General features: G+C 64.5%; 11 protein-coding genes and 3 rRNA genes. 4 read left to right on the plus strand and 10 right to left on the minus strand.

What is annotated here, in order from left to right; translation table 11 throughout:
* The first annotated feature begins 2 nt into the window (after nucleotides 1-2).
* On the plus strand, nucleotides 3-3419 hold the full coding sequence (locus tag DR843_RS12050) for an error-prone DNA polymerase (RefSeq protein ID WP_109686147.1): 3417 nt from the start codon (nucleotides 3-5) through the stop codon (nucleotides 3417-3419).
* Here DR843_RS12050 and DR843_RS12055 read toward each other — a convergent pair.
* The 5 genes from DR843_RS12055 to DR843_RS12075 form a co-directional block, all read right to left on the minus strand.
* Complete coding sequence (locus DR843_RS12055) at nucleotides 3394-4116, minus strand: gamma-glutamyl-gamma-aminobutyrate hydrolase family protein (protein ID WP_109686148.1); 723 nt, start codon at nucleotides 4114-4116, stop codon at nucleotides 3394-3396. The two genes, DR843_RS12050 and DR843_RS12055, sit on opposite strands and share 26 nt — an antisense overlap.
* Nucleotides 4113-7544, minus strand: a complete 3432-nt coding sequence (lysX, locus tag DR843_RS12060) for a bifunctional lysylphosphatidylglycerol synthetase/lysine--tRNA ligase LysX (protein WP_109686150.1) — start codon at nucleotides 7542-7544, stop codon at nucleotides 4113-4115. Before lysX ends, DR843_RS12055 begins: the two co-directional genes overlap by 4 nt.
* A 124-nt stretch (nucleotides 7545-7668) precedes the next feature.
* Nucleotides 7669-7786: ribosomal RNA gene (gene rrf, locus DR843_RS12065) — 5S ribosomal RNA — on the minus strand.
* Between the two features lie 156 nt (nucleotides 7787-7942).
* Nucleotides 7943-11072: ribosomal RNA gene (locus DR843_RS12070) — 23S ribosomal RNA — on the minus strand.
* Between the two features lie 507 nt (nucleotides 11073-11579).
* A 16S ribosomal RNA gene (locus DR843_RS12075) occupies nucleotides 11580-13109 on the minus strand.
* The 16S, 23S and 5S rRNA genes sit together here, the layout of an rRNA operon.
* A 436-nt stretch (nucleotides 13110-13545) precedes the next feature.
* On the opposite strand from DR843_RS12075, the gene DR843_RS12080 reads away from it, so the two are divergent.
* The gene (locus DR843_RS12080) at nucleotides 13546-15018 is read left to right on the plus strand and encodes a phytoene desaturase family protein (RefSeq protein WP_109686152.1); all 1473 of its coding nucleotides are present in this window, start codon (nucleotides 13546-13548) and stop codon (nucleotides 15016-15018) included.
* On the opposite strand, the gene DR843_RS12085 is transcribed toward DR843_RS12080, so the two are convergent.
* Nucleotides 14981-16357 (minus strand): cystathionine beta-synthase, encoded by a 1377-nt coding sequence (locus DR843_RS12085; protein WP_109686154.1) that lies wholly within the window; start codon nucleotides 16355-16357, stop codon nucleotides 14981-14983. The genes DR843_RS12080 and DR843_RS12085 overlap by 38 nt on opposite strands.
* A 92-nt stretch (nucleotides 16358-16449) precedes the next feature.
* Here DR843_RS12085 and DR843_RS12090 point away from each other — a divergent pair, with 92 nt between their 5' ends.
* Complete coding sequence (locus tag DR843_RS12090; RefSeq protein ID WP_109686156.1) at nucleotides 16450-17523, plus strand: SGNH/GDSL hydrolase family protein; 1074 nt, start codon at nucleotides 16450-16452, stop codon at nucleotides 17521-17523.
* A gap of 33 nt (nucleotides 17524-17556) precedes the next feature.
* On the plus strand, nucleotides 17557-18780 hold the full coding sequence (locus tag DR843_RS12095; protein WP_109686158.1) for an acetyl-CoA C-acetyltransferase: 1224 nt from the start codon (nucleotides 17557-17559) through the stop codon (nucleotides 18778-18780).
* Between the two features lie 68 nt (nucleotides 18781-18848).
* Here DR843_RS12095 and DR843_RS12100 read toward each other — a convergent pair whose 3' ends face one another.
* From DR843_RS12100 to DR843_RS12115, 4 genes are all read right to left on the minus strand, one after another.
* The gene (locus DR843_RS12100) at nucleotides 18849-19184 is read right to left on the minus strand and encodes a hypothetical protein (protein WP_146202566.1); all 336 of its coding nucleotides are present in this window, start codon (nucleotides 19182-19184) and stop codon (nucleotides 18849-18851) included.
* On the minus strand, nucleotides 19136-20026 hold the full coding sequence (locus DR843_RS12105; protein WP_109686161.1) for a Bax inhibitor-1/YccA family protein: 891 nt from the start codon (nucleotides 20024-20026) through the stop codon (nucleotides 19136-19138). Before DR843_RS12105 ends, DR843_RS12100 begins: the two co-directional genes overlap by 49 nt.
* A gap of 83 nt (nucleotides 20027-20109) precedes the next feature.
* Nucleotides 20110-20667, minus strand: a complete 558-nt coding sequence (locus DR843_RS12110; protein WP_245934112.1) for a cysteine hydrolase family protein — start codon at nucleotides 20665-20667, stop codon at nucleotides 20110-20112.
* Nucleotides 20664-22151: a purine-cytosine permease family protein gene (locus tag DR843_RS12115; RefSeq protein WP_109686163.1), complete on the minus strand. Its 1488-nt coding sequence runs from the start codon at nucleotides 22149-22151 to the stop codon at nucleotides 20664-20666. Before DR843_RS12115 ends, DR843_RS12110 begins: the two co-directional genes overlap by 4 nt.
* Nucleotides 22152-22158 lie beyond the last annotated feature (7 nt).

A 22158-nucleotide genomic window follows, 5' to 3' on the forward strand; every position in this document is an offset into this window, starting at 1 on the left:
CCGTGGGATTCAATAACCCGGCGATCCCCTGGTGGCAGCTGGAACGTGCTCTGTCCCAAGGGATCCGTCCCGAGCCAGAAGCCAAGAAGTACCCCGCCGATGGTGGCGACGCCCCCGGGTTCTCCCGCAAACGAGCCGCCTTCAAAGCGCGCGCCCTCGAGCTGACCCAGGGGCCGAACGTCCCCTACGCCGAGTTGCACGCCCACTCGCACTACAGCTTCCTGGACGGCGCCTCCTCCCCCGAGGCACTGATCACCCAGGCGGCACGGCTGGGTCTGCACGGGATGGCGCTGACCGATCACGACGGCCTCTACGGCGTGGTCCGGTTCGCCGAAGCCGCCGAGGCGTACGCCGCAACCGAGGACGCGATCGACCTACGGACCTGCTTCGGTGCCGAGTTCTCCCTCGGCCTGAGCACACCGCAGAACGGCGTCGCCGACCCGGAGGGCGATCACCTGCTGGTGCTGGCCAAGGGCAACGACGGCTACCGCACGTTGTCCCGGGCCCTCACAGACGGCCACCTGGCCCACGACGCCGAGAAGGGCCGTCCGGTGCACGATCTCGCCCGGGTGGCTGCCGAAGCGGCTGGCGGCTGGGTGGTGCTGACCGGCTGCCGCAAGGGTGCTGTCCGACGAGCCCTCGATCGCGACGGAATCGAGGCCGCTGCCCGCGAGGTCGCCGTCCTGCAGGAGCACTTCGGGGCCGGAAACGTCTTCGTGGAGTTGACCGATCACGGCTCGCCCGCCGATTCGGTGCGCTGCGACCAGTTGGCGCAGGTTGCCGCGGTCACCAACACACCGGTCGTGGCGACCAACGCGGTGCACTACGCCACCCCGGAGCAGTTCCGGATCGCCACCGCCCTGGCGGCGGTGCGCTCCCGGCGCAGTCTGGAGGAGTTGGACGGCTGGCTGCCCGCCCATGGCCAGGCCTACCTCAAGAGCGGCGCCGAGTTGCTGAGTCGCTTTGCCCGGTTTCCTGGTGCCATCGAACGCACCGTCGAGATCGCCGACGAGTGCGCGTTCCCGTTGCGCGCGGCCAGTCCCCGCCTTCCGAAACAGGATGTGCCACAGGGTCATACGCCGATGTCCTGGTTGCGGGAGTTGACCTGGCGAGGTGCAGCGCGGGTATGGCCGACCCTCAGCGCGGAGGCGAAGGCCCGGTTGGAACGCGAGTTGGACGTGATCGAGCGCAAAGACTTCCCCGGCTACTTCCTGATCGTCAACGACATCGTGCAGTTCGCCCGCCGCGGCGGCATCCTGTGCCAGGGACGAGGCAGCGCTGCGGCCTCAGCGGTCTGCTACGTCCTCGGGATCACCGTGATCGACCCGATCTACTACGGGCTGCCGTTCGAGCGGTTCCTGTCCGAGTTGCGCGAGGAAGCACCGGACATCGACGTGGACTTCGACTCCCGCCGCCGCGAGGAAGTGATCCAGTACGTCTACCGCCGGTACGGCCGGCGTAACGCGGCCCAGGTCGCCAACGTGGTCACCTACCGCCCCAAGAACGCCGTCCGCGACATGGCCAAAGCGTTGGGGCACAGCCAGGGTCAGCAGGATGCCTATTCCCGTCAGGTCGAACGGTGGGGCGCCGAGGTCAGCAGCGGCGACCACGACATCCCCGCCGAGGTGGTCGACCTGGCCACCCAGGTGCTCAGCTTCCCCCGGCACCTGGGCATCCACTCCGGTGGCATGGTGCTGACCGACCGCCCGGTCAGCGAGGTGTGCCCCATCGAGCCGGCCCGGATGGCCGATCGCACTGTCCTGCAATGGGACAAGGACGACTGCGCGTGGATGGGTCTGGTGAAATTCGATCTGCTCGGCCTGGGAATGCTGGCCGCCGTGCAACACACCTTCGACCTGACCGCGCAGCATCTGGGCGAGACCTGGCGGATCGAGACGATCCCCAAAGAGGAGCCGGGTGTCTACGACATGCTCTGCCGGGCGGACTCGATCGGCGTCTTCCAGGTGGAGAGCCGGGCCCAGATCGGCACCCTGCCCCGGCTGAAACCACGCTGCTTCTACGATTTGGCCGTCGAGATCGGCCTCATCCGTCCCGGCCCGATCCAGGGCGGCGCGGTCCATCCCTACATCCGCCGCCGCACCGGTGAGGAACCCGTCACCTACGCCCACCCGTTATTGGAGCCGGTCCTGCAACGCACCCTCGGCGTACCGCTCTTCCAGGAGCAGTTGATGCAGATGGCGATGGCGGTGGGCAACTGCTCACCGGCCGACGCCGACCTGTTGCGCCGCGCGATGGGTTCCAAACGAGGCGTCGAGCGGATCGATGCCCTGCGCGAGAAGCTCTACGCCGGAATGCGATCCAACGGCCTGTCCGACGAAGTGGCGAGCGAGATCTACACCAAGATCGAGGCCTTCGCGAACTTCGGCTTCGCCGAGTCGCATGCTCTCAGCTTCGCGGTGCTGGTCTACGCCAGCTCCTGGCTCAAACTGCACTACCCGGCCGCGTTCCTCGCCGGTCTGCTGCGCGCCCAACCGATGGGCTTCTACTCGCCGCAGACCCTCACCCACGATGCGCGCCGGCACGGGGTCGAAGTGCTCAGCCCGTGCATCGTGCGCTCCGGGGTGTACGCCGACCTGGAACGGACCGGCGCCCACCGACCTGGCCGGGAGGCCTGCCGCCACGATGCCGATCCCACCACCATGCCGCCGTTCGATCCGGACGCACCGGACGACTCAGCCAGTCACCGACGAGATTGCGGGTACGCCGTGCGGCTGGGTCTGGCGGACATCAGCGCCATTGGTGCCGATCTGGCACAGCGGATCGTGGCCGAACGAGCCCGGCGACCCTTCGTTGACATGGCCGATCTGTCTCGGCGCTGCCACCTGGAAACCGATCAGCTGGAAGCCCTTTCACTATCCGGGGCTCTGGAACCGATCGCCGGGACCCGTCGCGAAGCATTGTGGCAGGCAGGGGCTACGGCCGGCGTACGCAGTGATCAGCTGCCCGTGCAGCAGGCCTATCAGCCGCCGCTGCTCCCAGAACTCACGACCGGTGAGGTGCTGATCCACGACCTGCAGTCGACGGGGATCAGCCCGGTCGACCATCCGATGCGGCACGCCCGCGACGGATTGGTCAAAGACGGAGTCCTCCGGGTCACCGATCTGGCCACCGCCGAGCCCGGTCGACGCATCCGGGTCGCCGGCGTCGTCACCCACCGGCAACGACCCGCTACCGCCAGCGGGATCACCTTCCTCAACCTGGAGGACGAGACCGGACTAGCGAATGTGGTTGTCAGCAAAGGGGTTTGGCAGCGCTACCGGCGTACTGCCCGGACCGCGCCAGCGATGGTGATCCGCGGGATCCTGGAGCGCACGCCGGAGGGGGTCACCAATGTGGTGGCGGACCGGATCGAGGCGTTGCCGATCAGCGTGGTCACGCAGTCGCGCGACTTCCAGTAGCCGCCGCTACGAACGCTTCGAAGATCCGCAGATCGGCCGCCTCCTCCGGATGCCACTGCACCCCAACGCGCCAACGCGCGGCCGGATCGACCATTGCCTCGACCACCCCGTCGTCGGAACGTGCCACGACCTGATAGCCGGGCGCGGTCTGCACCGCCTGATGGTGATAGGTCGGCACCTCCACCCGGGCACCGAGCAGTTCATACAGTATCGACCCGGGCTCGATCTGCACCGGGTGAGACCCGAAGACGCCTCCGGCAGAGGGGTGGTCGATGGTGGGATACTCATCCGGCAGATGCTGGATCAACGTTCCACCGGCTTCCACCGCCATCACCTGGATCCCCCGGCAGATGCCGAGCACGGGCAGGTTCACATCGCGACTGACCCGCGCCAGCAACAGCTCGCAGTCGTCGCGCTGCGCGTGGGGTTCCTGGGCGGCCGGATGTGGATCCTGACCGTAACGCGCTGCCGCGACATCCTCCCCGCCGCTGAGCACCAGACCGTCCAGAGCTTCCAGTACGCCGCGCGCCCAGTCCTCATCCGCGCCGTCGACGGGCGGGATCAGCAGCGGGATGCCGCCAGCCGCAGCGACTTTCGCGACATAGGAGTAGCCCAGGTACGCCGAGTCCTGGTCGACCCAGACACCGCGGGAGACGGTGTCGTGGTAGCTGGTCAGACCGATGAGCGGGCGGGTCACCCGTTGATCGTACGAGGCTTCACGAACGGGAAGGCCAACGTCGCCTTGATCTGCTCGCCGACGATCATCATGATCACCCGGTCCACGCCCAGGCCGAGCCCACCGGTCGGCGGCAGACCGAGCTCCAGCGATCGCAGGAAGTCCTCATCGACCTCCATGGCCTCCAGGTCACCGGCTGCCGCAGCCAGCGACTGCTGGGTCAACCGGCGCCGCTGATCAATGGGATCGATGAGTTCGCTGTAGGCAGTGCCCAGTTCCGCACCCCACGCGACCAGATCCCACCGCTCTGACAGTTTCGGGTCGGTGCGGTGCACCCGGGTCAGCGGCGAGGTCTCCACCGGGAAGTCGGTGTAGAAGGTCGGGAACGTGGTCTGCCCTTCGACGAACTCGTCGTACAGCTCCGCGATCAACTGCCCGGCCGTCATCCGGTCGTCCAGCTCAAGGCCCTTGTCACGGCACACAGCCACGATTTGTTCCCGCGGCGTAGCCGTCGTCAGCTCGACACCGACCGCTTCGGACACCGCCTGGTATACCGGCTTCACCGGCCACGGCACGGACAGGTCGACCAGCTCAACGGTGCCGTCGTCCCGCTTGCGGGACGCGACCGGCGACCCATGGATCGCAATGGCCGCATTGATGATGACCTCACGGGCCAGTTCGCGCATCACGTTGTAGTCGGCGTACGCCTGGTAGGCCTCCAACGAGGTGAACTCCGGGTTGTGGGTGGCATCGACGCCCTCGTTGCGGAAGTTGCGTCCCAGCTCGAAGACCCGCTGCATCCCGCCCACCGCGAGCCGTTTCAGGAACAGCTCGGGAGCGATCCGCAGGTAGAGGTCCATGTCGTAGGCGTTGATGTGGGTCGTGAACGGCCGCGCGTTGGCCCCACCGTGCACGGTCTGCAGTATCGGGGTCTCCACCTCGTGGAAATCACTGTCCTGCAGGGTCTTACGCATCGAACGCACCCCGATCGAGCGCTTCTTCAGCACCTCCATCGCGAGCGGATCGGACAGTAGTTCCAGGGTCCGCTGTCGGGCCCGCAGGTCGTCGCTGAGAGTGGTGCCCAAGGTGGGGATCGGCGAGAGGCACTTGGCAGCCAGCTGCCAGGAGTCCAGCAGCACCGACAACTCACCTGTGCGGGAGGTAGCGATCCGGCCGGTGACACTCACCAGATCACCCAGATCGGTGGCTGACCGCCACGAGCAGCGAGCCTGGTCGGGCGTCCCGTCCTCGGTGACCATCACCTGGATCCGGGCCGCCTCATCATCGAGTACGGCGAACACCACCCCACCGAAATCCCGCACCGCCCGGATCCGGCCGGCAATGGAAACCGTTTCGTCGGTGATCTGGTCAGCCGGTAGGTCGACATACTGCTGCAGAAGATCGGCGACACGGTGGGTGCGTGGCACTGACACCGGATACGGTTGCAGGCCCTCGGTCTCCAACGCGGCCATCTTGTCGCGACGGACGCGCTGCTGCTCGTTGAGCACTGGCTCCGGTGCCCTAGCGGCCAGCAGTTCCTGCTCCTGGGCCCGCACCTTCGCGACGAAGTCAGGTTCCGAGCGCTGCTCCTGATCCGATGCCAGCCGCTGTCCAACCAGGAACCGGGGGCCGAGAACCGGCACGAACCCTTCGGCGGTACCCATCGCCAGACCGGCACGGGCCACGGTCAGCGCCGGGTCGTAACACAGCAGACGCGGCACCCAGTCCGGTTGGTACTTGTCGTTGCTGCGGTACAGCGTTTCGAGTTGGAAGAATTTCGATGCGTACCCGAGTGCGGCGTCGGTGACCTTGGTGACCGGACCGGCACTGACCTGGTCGGCGTTGCTGAAGACTTCCCGGAACACGGCGAAGTTCAGCGAGATCCGCCGGATGCCGTGTTTTGGCGCCGCGTCAACCAGGCAGGACACCATGTACTCGTTCAGGCCGTTCTCGGCGGCCCGGTCCCGGCGCATCAGGTCGAGGGAAACGCCCCTGCTGCCCCACGGCACAAACGACAGGAAGCCACGGATCGTCCCGGTCGTATCGTGCGCGGTGATGATCAGGCAGCGGCCGTCGGCCGGGTCACCCAACCGGTTGAGAGCCATGGAGAATCCACGCTCGGTTTCCTCGCCGCGCCATTCCTCGGCCAGCTTGGCGATCAGCGCCAGTTCGTCAGGGCTGAGATCACTGTGCCGACGCACCTGCGTGGTGTAGCCGGCCCGCTCCACCCGGCGGACTGCTTGGCGCACAGGGCGCATGGCCGGACCGTTCAGATTGAACCGTTCCACCGAGATGATGGCTTCGTCGCCGAGCGGGAAGGTCCGCAAACCGGCCGCTTTGTAGGTCATGGTGCCGCGTTCGGAGGACGACAGCACGGCGGGATAACGACCGGTATCCCGGCATTGCTTGATCCACAGATCGACGGCGTCGGCCCACGAGTCGTGCCGTCCGATCGGGTCCGCACTGGCCAGGCTCACGCTGCCCTCGTTACGGAAGGTGACGGCGGCCAGTCCATCGTGGGAGAACAGCACACTCTTGTCCCGGCGGGTGGCGAAGTAGCCCAGCGAATCGTCCTCGCCGTACTCCAACAGGAGACGACGCACGTGCAGCTCATCGTCGGCGGAGATCGCTTCGGCTTGTCGGCCCGAGCGATAGAAAACCAGCAGCGCCAGCAGCAGGGCGAGCGCGGACAGGACGCCCGCCAGTCCGTACACCCAGGGCAGACCGCTGTGACCGTTGAGGATGGCGGAGTTAGCGGGGTTGGAGTCGATGCCGAACGTCGATCGTGCCGACCACAGCAACTTCTCGCCGACCGTGTGAAGGGTGCCGTGGAATTGCAGGGTGAGCAGGAAGGTCACCGCGAACGAAAAGAACAGTCCGCCGATCAGCACCCCGATAGCCGCCCCGACCGCGTTCTTACTGAGCCGAGCAGGGAATTGCTTACGACAGCTCAGCAGGATGGCAAAGGCAGCCAGTCCGATGATCAGAGCGATCACTGAGGCGACTGGACCGGTCCGGAAGACCGCGTACTCGTGCGCCAGGCCGCGCAGCCGCAGGTCATCGACGAAATCCGGGCGGTCCTGGGACCGGACCACCAGAGCGATCGATGCCGCCACCGACACCGCCGAGAGCGCAACCAACCAGATGTACGCCGCGCGCAACCGCCGGCGTACACCCCCGGCCAGCACGGCCAAGAAACCGGCCATGAAGAAACTGGGTTCGGCGGGGATGTTCAGCAGGCCCAGAAGGTCGGCACCGAATTCGGCGAAGACCGATCCACGCAGCGGAATGGTAATCAGGGACCAGACCGCTGCGATCATCAGCAGCCGGCCGACCCAGCGGGCTACTACCTCCCGCCAGGAGTTGCGATCGTGCGCCTGCCGTGCGGGATGCGGCTTAGCCGGGGGTGCGGGTCGCGACGATGCGACCCCAGTGACGGTGCTTGCCATAAGACGCCCAGCCTGCCACATCACTCTGCACGTGCGCTCTACGGATCCCGGGGGTCCACCGAATTTGGGTCCGTAAATGCTTTCAGGGCCACCGTGGGGTGGCCCTGAAAGGGTTTGAATGGTTGTTCGGCGGTGTCCTACTCTCCCACACTCTCACGGGTGCAGTACCATCGGCGCTGAAGGGCTTAGCTTCCGGGTTCGGGATGTGTCCGGGCGTTTCCCGCTTCGCTATGACCGCCGTAACTGGGTGAAACTGTTACGCCGTACACAACAATGCTTTCATTTGTTGTGTGTGGGGTGTTGTTTCAGATTCGCATAGTGGACGCAAGCAGTCAGTTGTCAAGTGTGTTCTCAGTGGTTTTGGTGTTGATGCCGCACAACCGTTGAAGGGGTGTTGTGTGGTCAAGTTGTTGGCTTATTAGTACCGGTCAGCTCCACACATTGCTGTGCTTCCACGTCCGGCCTATCAACCCAGTCGTCTAGCTGGGAGCCTTCACACCGTGTTGGTGATGGAAACCTGATCTTGGAGCGTGCTTCCCGCTTAGATGCTTTCAGCGGTTATCACTTCCGAACGTAGCTAATCAGCGGTGCCCCTGGCGGGACAACTGACACACCAGAGGTTCGTCCATCCCGGTCCTCTCGTACTAGGGACAGGTCTCCTCAAGTTTCCTACGCGCGCAGCGGATAGGGACCGAACTGTCTCACGACGTTCTAAACCCAGCTCGCGTACCGCTTTAATGGGCGAACAGCCCAACCCTTGGGACCTACTCCAGCCCCAGGATGCGACGAGCCGACATCGAGGTGCCAAACCATGCCGTCGATATGAGCTCTTGGGCAAGATCAGCCTGTTATCCCCGGGGTACCTTTTATCCGTTGAGCGACGGCGCTTCCACAAGCCACCGTCGGGTCACTAGTCCCCACTTTCGTGTCTGCTCGACATGTCTGTCTCACAGTCAAGCTCCCTTGTGCACTTACACTCAACACCTGATTGCCAACCAGGCTGAGGGAACCTTTGGGCGCCTCCGTTACTCTTTGGGAGGCAACCGCCCCAGTTAAACTACCCACCAGGCACTGTCCCTGAACCAGATCATGGTCCGAGGTGAGGAGCCCAGAACGACCAGAGTGGTATTTCAACGTTGACTCCACCACCACTAGCGTGGCGGCTTCATAGTCTCCCACCTATCCTACACAAGCCGTACCGAACACCAATACCAAGCTATAGTAAAGGTCCCGGGGTCTTTCCGTCCTGCTGCGCGTAACGAGCATCTTTACTCGTAGTGCAATTTCGCCGAGTTCGCGGTTGAGACAGTGGAGAAGTCGTTACGCCATTCGTGCAGGTCGGAACTTACCCGACAAGGAATTTCGCTACCTTAGGATGGTTATAGTTACCACCGCCGTTTACTGGCGCTTAAGTTCTCAGCTTCACACTTACGTGTTAACCGGTCCCCTTAACGTTCCAGCACCGGGCAGGCGTCAGTCCGTATACATCGAATTACTTCTTCGCACGGACCTGTGTTTTTAGTAAACAGTCGCTTCTCCCTGGTCTCTGCGGCCCTCCCCCCTAGCTAGTAAATAGCTTCAGGGTTGGGGCCCCCCTTCTCCCGAAGTTACGGGGGCATTTTGCCGAATTCCTTAACCACGATTCACTCGATCGCCTTAGTATTCTCTACCTAACCACCTGAGTCGGTTTAGGGTACGGGCGGCTCGGACCTCGCTAGAAGTTTTTCTAGGCAGCATAGGATCACCCTACTTCCCACATTCGTGGTCACTATCAAGCCTCACCCTCATGATCGGCGGATTTGCCTACCGATCGGGCTGCGCTCTTAGACGTGGACAACCATCGCCACGCGGAGGCTACCTTCCTGCGTCACTCCCTTGCTTACCTACTACGAGATCGGGTCCCACGCTCCCCAACCACACCACCACCCGAAGGTGACAGAACGTGACTGGTTTGGGTGGTTAGCATCCCTCGCCTCGATATGGGCGGTCCTTCGCCGGTTCCGGAATATCAACCGGATGTCCATCGACTACGCCTGTCGGCCTCGCCTTAGGTCCCGACTTACCCAGGGCAGATGAGCTTGACCCTGGAACCCTTGGTTATTCGGCGGACGGGTTTCTCACCCGTCATTCGCTACTCATGCCTGCATTCTCACTCGTGTCACCTCCACCCCTGGTTCACACCGGGACTTCACTGGTGACACGACGCTCCCCTACCCAACCACACCCCTGAACCATCATCGAGTGACGGCTGGGGAAATGTGTGATTGCCACAGCTTCGGTGGTGTGCTTGAGCCCCGCTACATTGTCGGCGCGGAATCACTTGACCAGTGAGCTATTACGCACTCTTTAAAGGGTGGCTGCTTCTAAGCCAACCTCCTGGTTGTCACAGCAACTCCACATCCTTTCCCACTTAGCACACGCTTAGGGACCTTAGCTGGTGATCTGGGCTGTTTCCCTCTCGACGACGAAGCTTATCCCCCGCCGTCTCACTGCCACGCTCTCACTTACCGGCATTCGGAGTTTGGCTGACGTCAGTAACCTGGTGAGGCCCATCAGCCATCCAGTAGCTCTACCTCCGGCAAGAAACACGTGACGCTGCACCTAAATGCATTTCGGGGAGAACCAGCTATCACGGAGTTTGATTGGCCTTTCACCCCTACCCACAGCTCATCCCCTCCATTTTCAACTGAAGTGGGTTCGGTCCTCCACACCGTCTTACCGGCGCTTCAACCTGGCCATGGGTAGATCACTCCGCTTCGGGTCTAGACCCAGCGACTATGAACGCCCTCTTCGGACTCGCTTTCGCTACGGCTTCCCCACACGGGTTAACCTCGCCACTGAGCACTAACTCGCAGGCTCATTCTTCAAAAGGCACGCCATCACCCAACCCCCAACGGGGCAGGCCCTGACGGATTGTAAGCACACGGTTTCAGGTACTATTTCACTCCCCTCCCGGGGTACTTTTCACCTTTCCCTCACGGTACTAGTCCGCTATCGGTCACCAGGGAATATTTAGGCTTAGCAGGTGGTCCTGCCAGATTCACACGAGATTCCTCGAGCCCCGTGCTACTTGGGAAAAAACGTCCAGGCAGTCACACATGTTTCGTCTACGGGACCACCACCCTCTACGGTGCACCATTCAAGATGCTTCGACTACACGCGCGATTTATCACTACCCACCACAGTGTCAGCTGCAATACAACGCATCCCACAACCCCCACGCCGCAACCCCTGACAGGTATCACACAACGCAGGTTTAGCCTGATCCGCTTTCGCTCGCCACTACTCACGGAATCACTATTGTTTTCTCTTCCTGCGGGTACTGAGATGTTTCACTTCCCCGCGTTCCCTCCACACACCCTATACATTCAGGTGCAGGTGACTGGACATAACTCCAGCCGGGTTCCCCCATTCGGCAACCCTCGGATCAGCCCGTTTATCGACTCCCCGAGGCTTATCGCAGATTACTACGGCCTTCATCGGTTCCTGGTGCCAAGGCATCCACCGTGCGCCCTTAAAAACTTGACCACCACCCACCACAACAGGCAGGCAGCAACCAAAATTCACAAAGACACAAAAAAACAAGATGCTCGCGTCCACTATGCAATTCTCAAACAACACACACACCACACCACCAACCCCACCCAACCAGGCGAAACCAGTGGCATGCATGCCACACCAGAAAAAACACCGAACACCCCCACCCCCCGCAACCGGGAGAACAAGGAGCGCCCTGACGTGTTCCTTCAGGACCCAACAGTGTGCCGACACCCCCACACCACACCCACCAACACAACCAAACCCTCCACGAACACCACCCACACCCCAGGTCACCCCAGGACACATCAGCGGTCTTCAGTACTAGTCGGTCGAGCCGGCACTCGCGGTCACGAGGCACCATGATTGATGTTCCACCCTTGAGCAACACCCACCACACAACCCACCACCGGACAACCCGGGACAGTGTTGGTGATGCAAGCGTCTTCTCTCCACCCGTGACCCCTGCACAAAGACAGGCGGGTGAGTGCTCCTTAGAAAGGAGGTGATCCAGCCGCACCTTCCGGTACGGCTACCTTGTTACGACTTAGTCCCAATCGCCAATCCCACCTTCGACCACTCCCTCCGGAAAACCGGTTAGGCCGTGGGCTTCGGGTGTTACCAACTTTCGTGACTTGACGGGCGGTGTGTACAAGGCCCGGGAACGTATTCACCGCAGCACTGCTGATCTGCGATTACTAGCGACTCCGACTTCATGGGGTCGAGTTGCAGACCCCAATCCGAACTGAGACTCGTTTTAAGGGATTCGCTCCACCTCACAGTATCGCAACCCTCTGTACGAGCCATTGTAGCATGCGTGAAGCCCAAGACATAAGGGGCATGATGATTTGACGTCATCCCCACCTTCCTCCGAGTTGACCCCGGCAGTCTCCCATGAGTCCCCACCATCACGTGCTGGCAACATGGAACGAGGGTTGCGCTCGTTGCGGGACTTAACCCAACATCTCACGACACGAGCTGACGACAACCATGCACCACCTGTACACCAGCCAAAAAGGCTCACACATCTCTGCATGATTCCGGTGTATGTCAAGCCTTGGTAAGGTTCTTCGCGTTGCATCGAATTAATCCGCATGCTCCGCCGCTTGTGCGGGCCCCCGTCAATTCCTTTGAGTTTTAGCCTTGCGGCCGTACTCCCCAGGCGGGGCGCTTAATGCGTTAGCTACGGCACGGAACCCGTGGAATGGATCCCACACCTAGCGCCCAACGTTTACGGCATGGACTACCAGGGTATCTAATCCTGTTTGCTCCCCATGCTTTCGCTTCTCAGCGTCAGTAGTGGCCCAGAGACCTGCCTTCGCCATCGGTGTTCCTCCTGATATCTGCGCATTTCACCGCTACACCAGGAATTCCAGTCTCCCCTACCACACTCTAGCCTGCCCGTACCCACTGCAGACCCGGAGTTAAGCCCCGGGCTTTCACAGCAGACGCGACAAACCGCCTACAAGCTCTTTACGCCCAATAATTCCGGACAACGCTCGCACCCTACGTATTACCGCGGCTGCTGGCACGTAGTTAGCCGGTGCTTCTTCTCCACCTACCGTCACCCATAAAGGCTTCGTCAATGGCGAAAGGAGTTTACAACCCGAAGGCCGTCATCCCCCACGCGGCGTCGCTGCATCAGGCTTTCGCCCATTGTGCAATATTCCCCACTGCTGCCTCCCGTAGGAGTCTGGGCCGTGTCTCAGTCCCAGTGTGGCCGGTCGCCCTCTCAGGCCGGCTATCCGTCAAAGCCTTGGTAAGCCATTACCCCACCAACAAGCTGATAGTCCGCGAGCCCATCCTCCACCACAAAAGCTTTCCACCACACACCATGCGATGCGCAGTCATACCCGGTATTAGACCCCGTTTCCAAGGCTTATCCCAAAGTGAAGGGCAGGTTACTCACGTGTTACTCACCCGTTCGCCACTCATCCACACCAGCAAGCTGGTGCTTCAGCGTTCGACTTGCATGTGTTAAGCACGCCGCCAGCGTTCGTCCTGAGCCAGGATCAAACTCTCCGCAAAAAAATGCAAACAATCCAAAACTGGCAATCAAAAACAACAAGAGCACCCAGACACAAAGCCTGGGCAACAATCTCATTCACTGACAACCAATCAAAAAACAATTGGCATCAATCACTCGACACACTATTGAGTTCTCAAGAAACACGCCGACATGACTAGCTGAAACCCTTTACGGGTTCTGCTCGGTCAAGCGAATGTTTTGCCTCTCGACTCTTGGGCGTCAGACCGACCGACTGGCCGTTCCTCGCGCGCTTGGCTCCGAGAGAACCCTCAGCATATCACCCCGAACCGGTTGTTACCAACTCGGCCCAGCGACCTGCTCCGGGTTTGTCCGCCGCGCTCAGCGGCTGACATGGAAGACATTAGACGAGTGATCGCGCAGGTACCAAATCCGCAGGTCAGAGGCCGATCGGCGCCACCCGCTTAGGCTCGGAAGATGACCGCACAGTCATCGGCGTCTGCGGTGGTCGTCGGCAGCGGCCCGAACGGTCTGGCTGCCGCCGTCCGGCTCGCCCAGGCGGGGCTGCACGTCACGGTTGTCGAGCGCCACGACGACGTCGGCGGCGGCATGCGCACCCAAGAGCTGACCGTCCCGGGCGTGCGACACGACGTGTGCTCCGCCTTCCACCCGACGGGCGTCGCCTCGCCGTACTTCCGCTCGTTGCACCTGGAGCGGCACGGGTTGCGCTGGCTCTGGCCGCAGATCGATCTTGCCCATCCCCTCGACGATGGCCGAGCGGGAGTGGCCACGCGCGATCTGGCCGCGACCCGGGAGTCGCTGGGAAGGGACGGTGACCGTTGGGCGCGGATCTTCGAGCCGGCGATCCGGCACTTCGGGCCATTGACCGACGAAGTGTTCCAGCCCGTGATGCATCTACCTCGTCATCCGCTGGTGCTCGGACGTTTCGGGGTGGCCGCAGCGCTGCCCGCAACGCTCGCGTCACGGGCGTTCTCCGATGGCCCAGCCCGGGCGCTGTTCACCGGTGCCGCCGCCCACGCCATCGATGACCTGCGGCGGCCGATGACCAGCGCCGTCGGCCTCTTGCTCACGGCGGCCGCGCACGCAGTGGGTTGGCCGGTTGCCGAAGGCGGTAGTCAATCGATTGCCCGCGCCCTGGTCGCCGAGTTCGAGGAGCTTGGCGGCCAGGTCATCACCGGGCGGCCGATCACTGACCTTGATCACCTCGGATCCATCGCCGAACGCCGACCGGACGTCGTCGTCCTGGATGTCGCGCCCGCAGGAGCGCTACAGATCGTCGGCGACCAGTTGCCACCCCGGGTGCGCCGGGCCTTCGAGGCGTACCGCTACGGGCCGGCCGCGTTCAAGATCGACTACGCCATCGACGGCGACATCCCGTGGACCAATGAGCTGGTGCGTCGAGCAGGGACGGTCCATCTGGGCGGCAGCGCCCCAGAGATCGTCACGGCCGAGGCAGCGACCACCAGAGGAACGATGCCCGAGCGGCCGTTCGTGCTGCTGGGCCAGCAGTACCTGGCCGATCCGGGTCGAAGCGCCAACGGGATCAACCCCATCTATGCGTACGCCCATGTGCCGCAGGGATATTCGGGAGATGCCAGCGAGCAGATCACGCGGCAGATCGAACGGTTCGCGCCGGGCTTCCGCGACCGTATCGTGGCCAGCTCGACCATCAACCCCGTGCAGTGGGCGGCGTACAACCCCAACTACGTCGGTGGCGACATCAGCGCTGGCGCGAACACGGCACGCCAGTTGGTCTTCCGACCTCGCATGACGACCAACCCCTATTGGCTCGGGGTCCCGGGGCTCTACTTGTGCTCGGCTGCGACCCCGCCTGGCGGTGGGGTGCACGGCATGGCCGGGTTCAACGCCGCCGAAGCGGCGTTGGCCGAACTCAGTCGATCAGCAGGGACAGCAGGTCGGCGCGCGTGAGCACGCCGGTCGGTTTGCCGTCCTCGACCACCATCACAGCGTCGCACTTCTCCAGCGATTGACGAGCGGCACTGACCGGCTCCCCTGCACCGATCAGCGGCAACGGCGGTTCCAGGTGTTTGGCGACGGCGTCGGCCAGGTGCGCGCGCCCGGCGTACAACGCATCCAGCAGTTCGCGCTCACTCACCGAGCCGGCGACCTCACCGACGACCACGGGCGGTTCGGCGTTGACGACGGGCATCTGGGACACGGCGTACTCGCGCAGGATCATGATCGCGTCGCGCACGGTTTCGGCCGGGTGGGTGTGCACCAGGGCCGGCAGCGTGCCCGACTTGCGGGCCAGCGCCTCACCCACGCTGACCTCCTCACCGGCCGACAAGAACCCGTAGGACGCCATCCAGTCGTCGTCGAAGATCTTGGACAGGTACCCGCGTCCGCCATCGGGCAGGAGTACGACGACGATCGCGTCGGCGGGCAACGTCGCCGCGTGTTTGAGCGCGGCCACGACCGCCATGCCGCAGGAGCCGCCCACCAACAGACCTTCTTCGCGGGCCAGCCGCCGCGTCATCGCGAAGGATTCCGCGTCGCTGACCGCGATGATCTCGTCGGGCACCTTCGGGTCGTAGGCGCGCGGCCACATGTCCTCACCGACGCCTTCGACCAGATAGGGCCGGCCGGTGCCGCCGGAATAGACCGAACCCTCCGGGTCGGCGCCCACGATGCGCACCCGGCCGCCCTCGCGGTCCGCCGAGATGTCGCGCAGGTAGCGGCCGGTGCCGGTGATCGTGCCGCCCGTGCCGATGCCGGCCACGAACGAGGTGACCCGGCCGTCGGTGTCGGCCCAGATCTCCGGACCCGTGGAGTGGTAGTGGCTGTTGGGGCCCTCGGGGTTGGAGTACTGGTCGGGTTTCCAGCCGCCCGGGGTCTCCTGGACGAGCCGGTCGGAGACGCAGTAGTAGCTGTTCGGATCGTCCGGTGCGACGGACGTGGGCGTCACCACGACCTGCGCGCCGTACGCCTTCAAGACGTTGCGCTTGTCCTCGCTGACCTTGTCCGGGCAGACGAAAATGCACTGGTAACCCTTGCGCTGGGCAACCAACGCCAGCCCGACACCGGTGTTGCCCGAGGTGGGCTCGATGATCGTGCCGCCGGGTTGCAACGCGCCGCTGCGCTCGGCGGCTTCGACCATCCGCAGCGCGATTCGGTCCTTGACCGAGCCGCCGGGATTGACGTACTCGACTTTCGCCAGGACCGTGCAGGCGATGCCATCGGTGACGTGATTGAGCTTGACCAGGGGGGTGTCGCCGACCAGATCGGCGATGTGTTCGGCGTACCTCACCCTGGCAGTGTCGCATCAGGAGGGTGCGGAACCGCACCGTCGGGTTCCTGCGTTAGGTTCAACAGGACGCGCACAGGAGGCGGAGGTGACCCATGGGACGCGCACGACGAGCACAGAAGATTGCCGCAGCGGCCGCCTACGGCGGTGGCCTGGGTGCGGCCGGAGTGGCCACCGCGTGGGGCGTACTGGTCGGCGAAGCGAAGTGGGCCCGCCGGATCGTGGGCACCCCCTGGGGTGAGGGACTGGAGGATTCCGGCCGGTACGGCGCGGGGCCGGGTGACCCCCTTCAGATGGTCGTCCTGGGTGATTCCTCCGCCCGTGGCCTCGGCGTCGACGCTCCGCACGAGACCGTCGGCGCGATCGTGGCGACCGCCGTGGCTGCCTTCGCCGGCCGCCCGGTCGAGCTGCACAACTTCTCCGTCGTGGGTGCGGTCTCCGCGGATCTGGCCGGACAGCTCGACCTGGTCCGCGAGGGCCCGGCGCCCCAGCTGGCCGTGATCATGGTGGGCGCCAACGACATCACCAAGCGCACCCCGCGAGCGGCGGCCGTCCGCTCGCTGATCGAGGCGGTCGACGAACTACGCACGATGGGGGCCGAGGTCGTCGTCGGCACCTGCCCGGACCTGGGCGTCGTGCGACCGGTCGCCCAACCGCTACGGCTCATCGCGCAACGGCTGTCGCGTGATCTCGGCGCGGCCCAGACCGTGGCCGTCGTCGAACACGGTGGACGGACTGTGTCTTTGGGTGACCTGTTGGGCCCGGAGTTCAAGGCGACGCCGAAGGTGATGTTCTCCGCCGACCAGTTCCATCCGTCGTCGGCGGGATACGCCCGGGTCGCGGCGGCTCTGCTGCCCAGCGTGCTGGATGCCCTCGGCGAACACACCAACGTCCGGCCGGTGCTGAGCCGGTTGGGATCGGGTGTCGAGCCGTCGGTCAGCCCGGTCAGCGTCGCCGCGAAACGGGCCGTGGCCCACCCCGGAACCGAGGTGAGCGCCGCGGAGGTCGACGGAGCGGGCCACGGTTCGCGGGGCCGGTGGGCGACCCTGCTGCGTCGGTCCCCGGGCCCGGGACCGGAGCCGGCGGACACCTCCGAGGAGACTGCGGCCGACGGACCGACCACGGAGGCTGATGGGACCGCCCCGCTACCGGCCGGTACCCAGCCGTAGAATCGGCCCGACACCTGCAACGACGGAGGACCCATGACCGAAGCAGTAATCGTCGCCGCCGCCCGAACCCCGATCGGACGTGCCTTCAAGGGATCGATGACCACGATCCGGCCCGATGACCTGGCCACCCAGATCGTCCGCGCCGCTCTCGGCCAGGTGCCGCAGCTCGACGCCACCACGATCGACGACCTCTATCTCGGCTGCGCCGAGCCGTGGGCCGAGCAGGGCTCCAACATGGCCCGCGTGGTGTCGGTCCTGGCCGGATTGGACTCCGTGCCGGGTGCCACCGTCAACCGGTTCTGCGCCTCCTCGGTGCAGACGACCCGGATGGCCGCGCACGCGATCAAGGCCGGTGAGGGCGACGTCTTCATCTCCGCCGGTGTGGAGTGCGTCTCGCGCTACGCCAACTTCTCCGGTGCGGGTGGCACGGCCGACGACTGGCGCAACCCGGCCTTCGCCGAGGCCATTGCCCGCACTGAAGAGACCGCCAAGACCAACGCCACCTGGGCCGACCCGCGGCTGGACGGCCTGCTGCCCGACGTCTACATCGCGATGGGCCAGACCGCCGAGAACGTCGCCACCTCCCGTGGCGTCTCCCGCGAGCGCCAGGACGAGTGGGGTGTCCGTAGCCAGAACAAGGCCGAGGAGGCCATCAAGGCGGGCTTCTTCGAGCGCGAGATCACCCCGATCACGCTGCCCGACGGAACCATCGTCAGCACCGACGACGGGCCCCGCGCCGGCGTCACGCTGGAGAAGGTCTCGACGCTGAACCCGGTCTTCCGCGAGAACGGCACGGTGACGGCCGGCAACTGCTGCCCGCTGAACGACGGCGCCGCCGCCCTGGTCGTCATGAGCGACACCAAGGCCAAGGAGTTGGGGATCACCCCGCTGGCCCGGGTCGTCTCGACCGGTGTCACCGGCCTGTCCCCGGAGATCATGGGTCTGGGCCCGGTCGGTGCGGTCAACCAGGCACTGGAGCGTGCCGGGATGAGCGTGAGCGACCTCGACCTCTACGAGATCAACGAGGCCTTCGCGGCGCAGGTGCTGCCGTCGGCCGACGACCTCAAGCTGGACTACGACAAGCTGAACATCCACGGTGGCGCGATTGCGTTGGGTCACCCGTTCGGCTCGACCGGCGCCCGCATCACCACGACGCTGCTGAACGGCCTACGGACCGTTGATGGCACCTTCGGCCTGGAGACGATGTGCGTCGGTGGCGGCCAGGGTATGGCGATCATCTACGAACGCCTGAGCTGACCTCTGGACAAGACGATGGGCCCGACCGTTTGGTCGGGCCCATCGTGTTTCTCAAGTAATCGTGTTTCTCAGGCAATCGTGCGGCGCAGGGCGGTCAGCCGTGCCGCGAGCCAGGTGGGGTCGAGACCAGCCTGCAGGGCGTCGTACGTGATGACCCGCAGTTGGTCGGCCACCGCGGACGGTCCCAGGTCGGGTACGTCGATCAACCGGCGCCCGCAGACCCTCGCCGTTTCGTCGGCGAGGGTCTGCGTGACGTCGTGCACGGTGGGCGCCAACCCGGTCGCCCGGTCCTGCGGCAACTCGTGCCAGCGGCGGACGATCCGGGCCAATTCGGCGCCGGGGTCGCTGTCGGTGGTCAGTCGCGCATCCGGGCGAACAGACGCAGCAACTCCACGTACAGCCACACCAGGGTGACCATCAGACCGAAGGCCATCAGCCAGGAGTACTTCTCCGGCAGACCCGCGTTGACGCCGCGCTGGATGGAGTCGAAGTCCACAGCGAGGGAGTAGGCGGCCAACCCGACAGCGACCACGCTGATCAGGATGCCCCACGGACCGCTGCCACCCACCCCGAACCCGGACAGCACACCGGTCCAGACCAGGATCGCGTTGACCACGGCGAACAGGACATAACCCAGCAGCGCCATCATGAAGATCTTGCGGGAGCGCTCGGTGACCTTGATGACGCCGGAGAAGAACAGCGCGTACATGCCGACGAAGACACACAGCGTCGCGATGACCGCCTGGACGACGATCCCGCTCCACTGGGGGACGTTCTCGAATGAGCGGCTGACAGCACCGAGGAAGAGACCCTCGGCGACGGCATAGGCCACGATCAACGGCGGCGACACAACCTTCTTGAAGGAGATGACGAACACCAGGATCAGACCCACGATGGCACCGCCGATCCACAGCGGCACCGACAGCGACGGATTGTGATCAATAGCGATCCACGCACCTGCGGCGACCGCCACCAACACTGCGAACAGCCCGAGGCTCTTCATGATGACGTCATTCATCGTCATGCGCCGGGTCTGCGCCGAGGTCGCCGCCGGGGAGTTGTACAGGTCCTCGAGGTTCTGCTGGTACGCCGCTGCGCCAGCGGCCGGCGCCTGGGACCACTGCCCACCCGGCATGCCGGGCTGCTGCGGCTGTGCGTACTGGCCGTACTGCGGTTGACCGATCGAGGCGTACTCGCCCTTACTCAGGTCCTTGTCGAACCGGCCGAACACCGGATTGCTCGCCATCACGGGATCCCTTCTCGTTGGCTCACACCATTATCTGTGTGGTGCAACGTTTGGCATAGCCATTCTGTGCCGGTTCGCCGGTCTCACGCTGGTAACGATCCGCGCAGTACGGCATCGGTGTCGGTGATCTCGATCAGCGGTGCGTAGAGCGCCATCGCGTCGAGCGCTCGCTGGTGGTCGGTGGGGCTGGCCCCCGCGCAGGCGTCGGCGACGACCCGCACCCGGACGCCGGCGTCGGCGGCGGCGAGCGCCGTCGACAGCACGCAACAGTCGGTGCTGACCCCCGCGAGGACGATCGCGTCGGGGTCGCCCATCGCGTGTTGCGACGTCGCGTCCCACTTGCCGAAGGTGGTGCGCTCGATGAGGGTGGCACCGCGCGGTTCGAAGCCGGGCATGAGTTCGTAGTCGGCTTGCGCCGGGTCAAGCGCGAACGGCCACGCCTCGAAGTACGGGACCCAGGCGCCCGTCACCGGATCGGGCGGCAGGTAGCGGGTGATCGCCGTACGCTCATCGGGGTACGCCGCTCGCAGGCGGAGCGCGTGACGTTCAGCCCCCGGGTACTGGCCCGAGGCCCACGGGCTCGGCGGCCTGGCGAAGACCGCCTGCATGTCGATCAGCATCAGCACCTCGCGAGCACTCACGGGGTCGGCTCCTCGATGTCCAGGTTGGCCTCGGACTCATCCAGCGGGATCGCCTCCTGCTCCTGCACCCTGCGGCGGCCGAGCAGCAGATAACCGACGAAGCCGATCAGCAGCGCTGCTACGACGCCCAAGTTGGCGCCGGCCCAGTCACCGCTCTTGCCGCCGATCGGGCCGAGGAGGTAGCCCTGCCACTGCAGCCAGCCCGCGTAGGTGTTGGTGACCAGCCCCCAGCCGACGGCGGTACCGACGACCACCAGTGCGACGGAAACCCAGTTGACGTTGCCGTAGCGGCCGTTCGGATCGAACAACTCGCGCGAGGCGTATCCCTGGCGCCGCAGTAGCAAGTCGGCGAGGAATACCCCGCACCACGCGGAGATCGGCACGCCGAGGGTGATCAGGAAGCCCTGGAACGGAAAGAAGAAGTTGTCGGCGATGAAGACGAAGTAGATGGTGCCCAGGATCATGATCGTGCCGTCGATGCCCGCCGCGACTGGGCGCGGGACCTTCACCCCGATGCTCATCAGGGCCAGGCCCGAGGAATAGATGTCGAGGACTGCGCCGCCGATCAGACCGAGGATGGCGACGACCAGGAAGATCAGCAGGAACCAGTTGGGCAGGACCGACGCCAGTGCGCCGATCGGGTCGTTGTTGATCGCCTGGCCCAGATCCTGCGAGGAGCCGACCAGCAGCAAGCCGATGAGCAACAGGATCACCGGGCCGAGCGCACCGCCGAGGGTGGTCCAGCCGACGACGCCTTTGCTGGAGGCACTGCTGGGCAGATAGCGCGAATAGTCACCGGCCGCGTTGACCCAGCCCAGCCCGAAGCCGGTGGCCATGAAGATGGCGCCACCGATCACCTGTGGCGCTCCCCCGGCCGGTATGGCGCTGACGGTAGCCCAGTCGATCTGGTCGACGACCAGGATCACGTAGACGATGGTGAGCACCGCGGTGATGATCGTGATCCACTGCTGCAGCTTCATCACGAAGTCGAAGCCGATGACCCCGCCGCCCACGATCAGTGCCGCCACGACGACCATCGCGATGACCTTGGTGGCGTTGCCGTCGCTCCAGCCGAGCTCTTTGAACACGGTGCTGGTCGCCAGGACCGCCAGCGAACACAGCACGGTCTCCCAGCCCACGGTGAGCAGCCAGGAGATCAAGGAAGGGAGCCGGTTGCCGTTGACCCCAAAGGCTGCTCGCGACAGCGTCATCGTGGGTGCATGGCCGCGCTTGCCGGACAGGGCCACCAATCCGCACAGCAGGAACGACACCAGGATCCCAAGCACGCCAACGATGGCGGCCTGCCAGAAGGAGACCTTGAAGTTCAGCAGGTAGGCGCCGTAGGCGATGCCGAGCACCGAGATGTTCGCGGCGAACCACGGCCAGAAGAGCTCTCGCGGTTGGCCTTTGTGCTCGGCGTCGGGGACGGTGTTGATCCCGTTGTGCTCGACGTTGAGGGCGGACTCAGTCGCGGGTTGGGTCATGGACTGC

This window comes from Branchiibius hedensis (assembly GCF_900108585.1).
Taxonomy (GTDB): Bacteria; Actinomycetota; Actinomycetes; order Actinomycetales; family Dermatophilaceae; genus Branchiibius; species Branchiibius hedensis.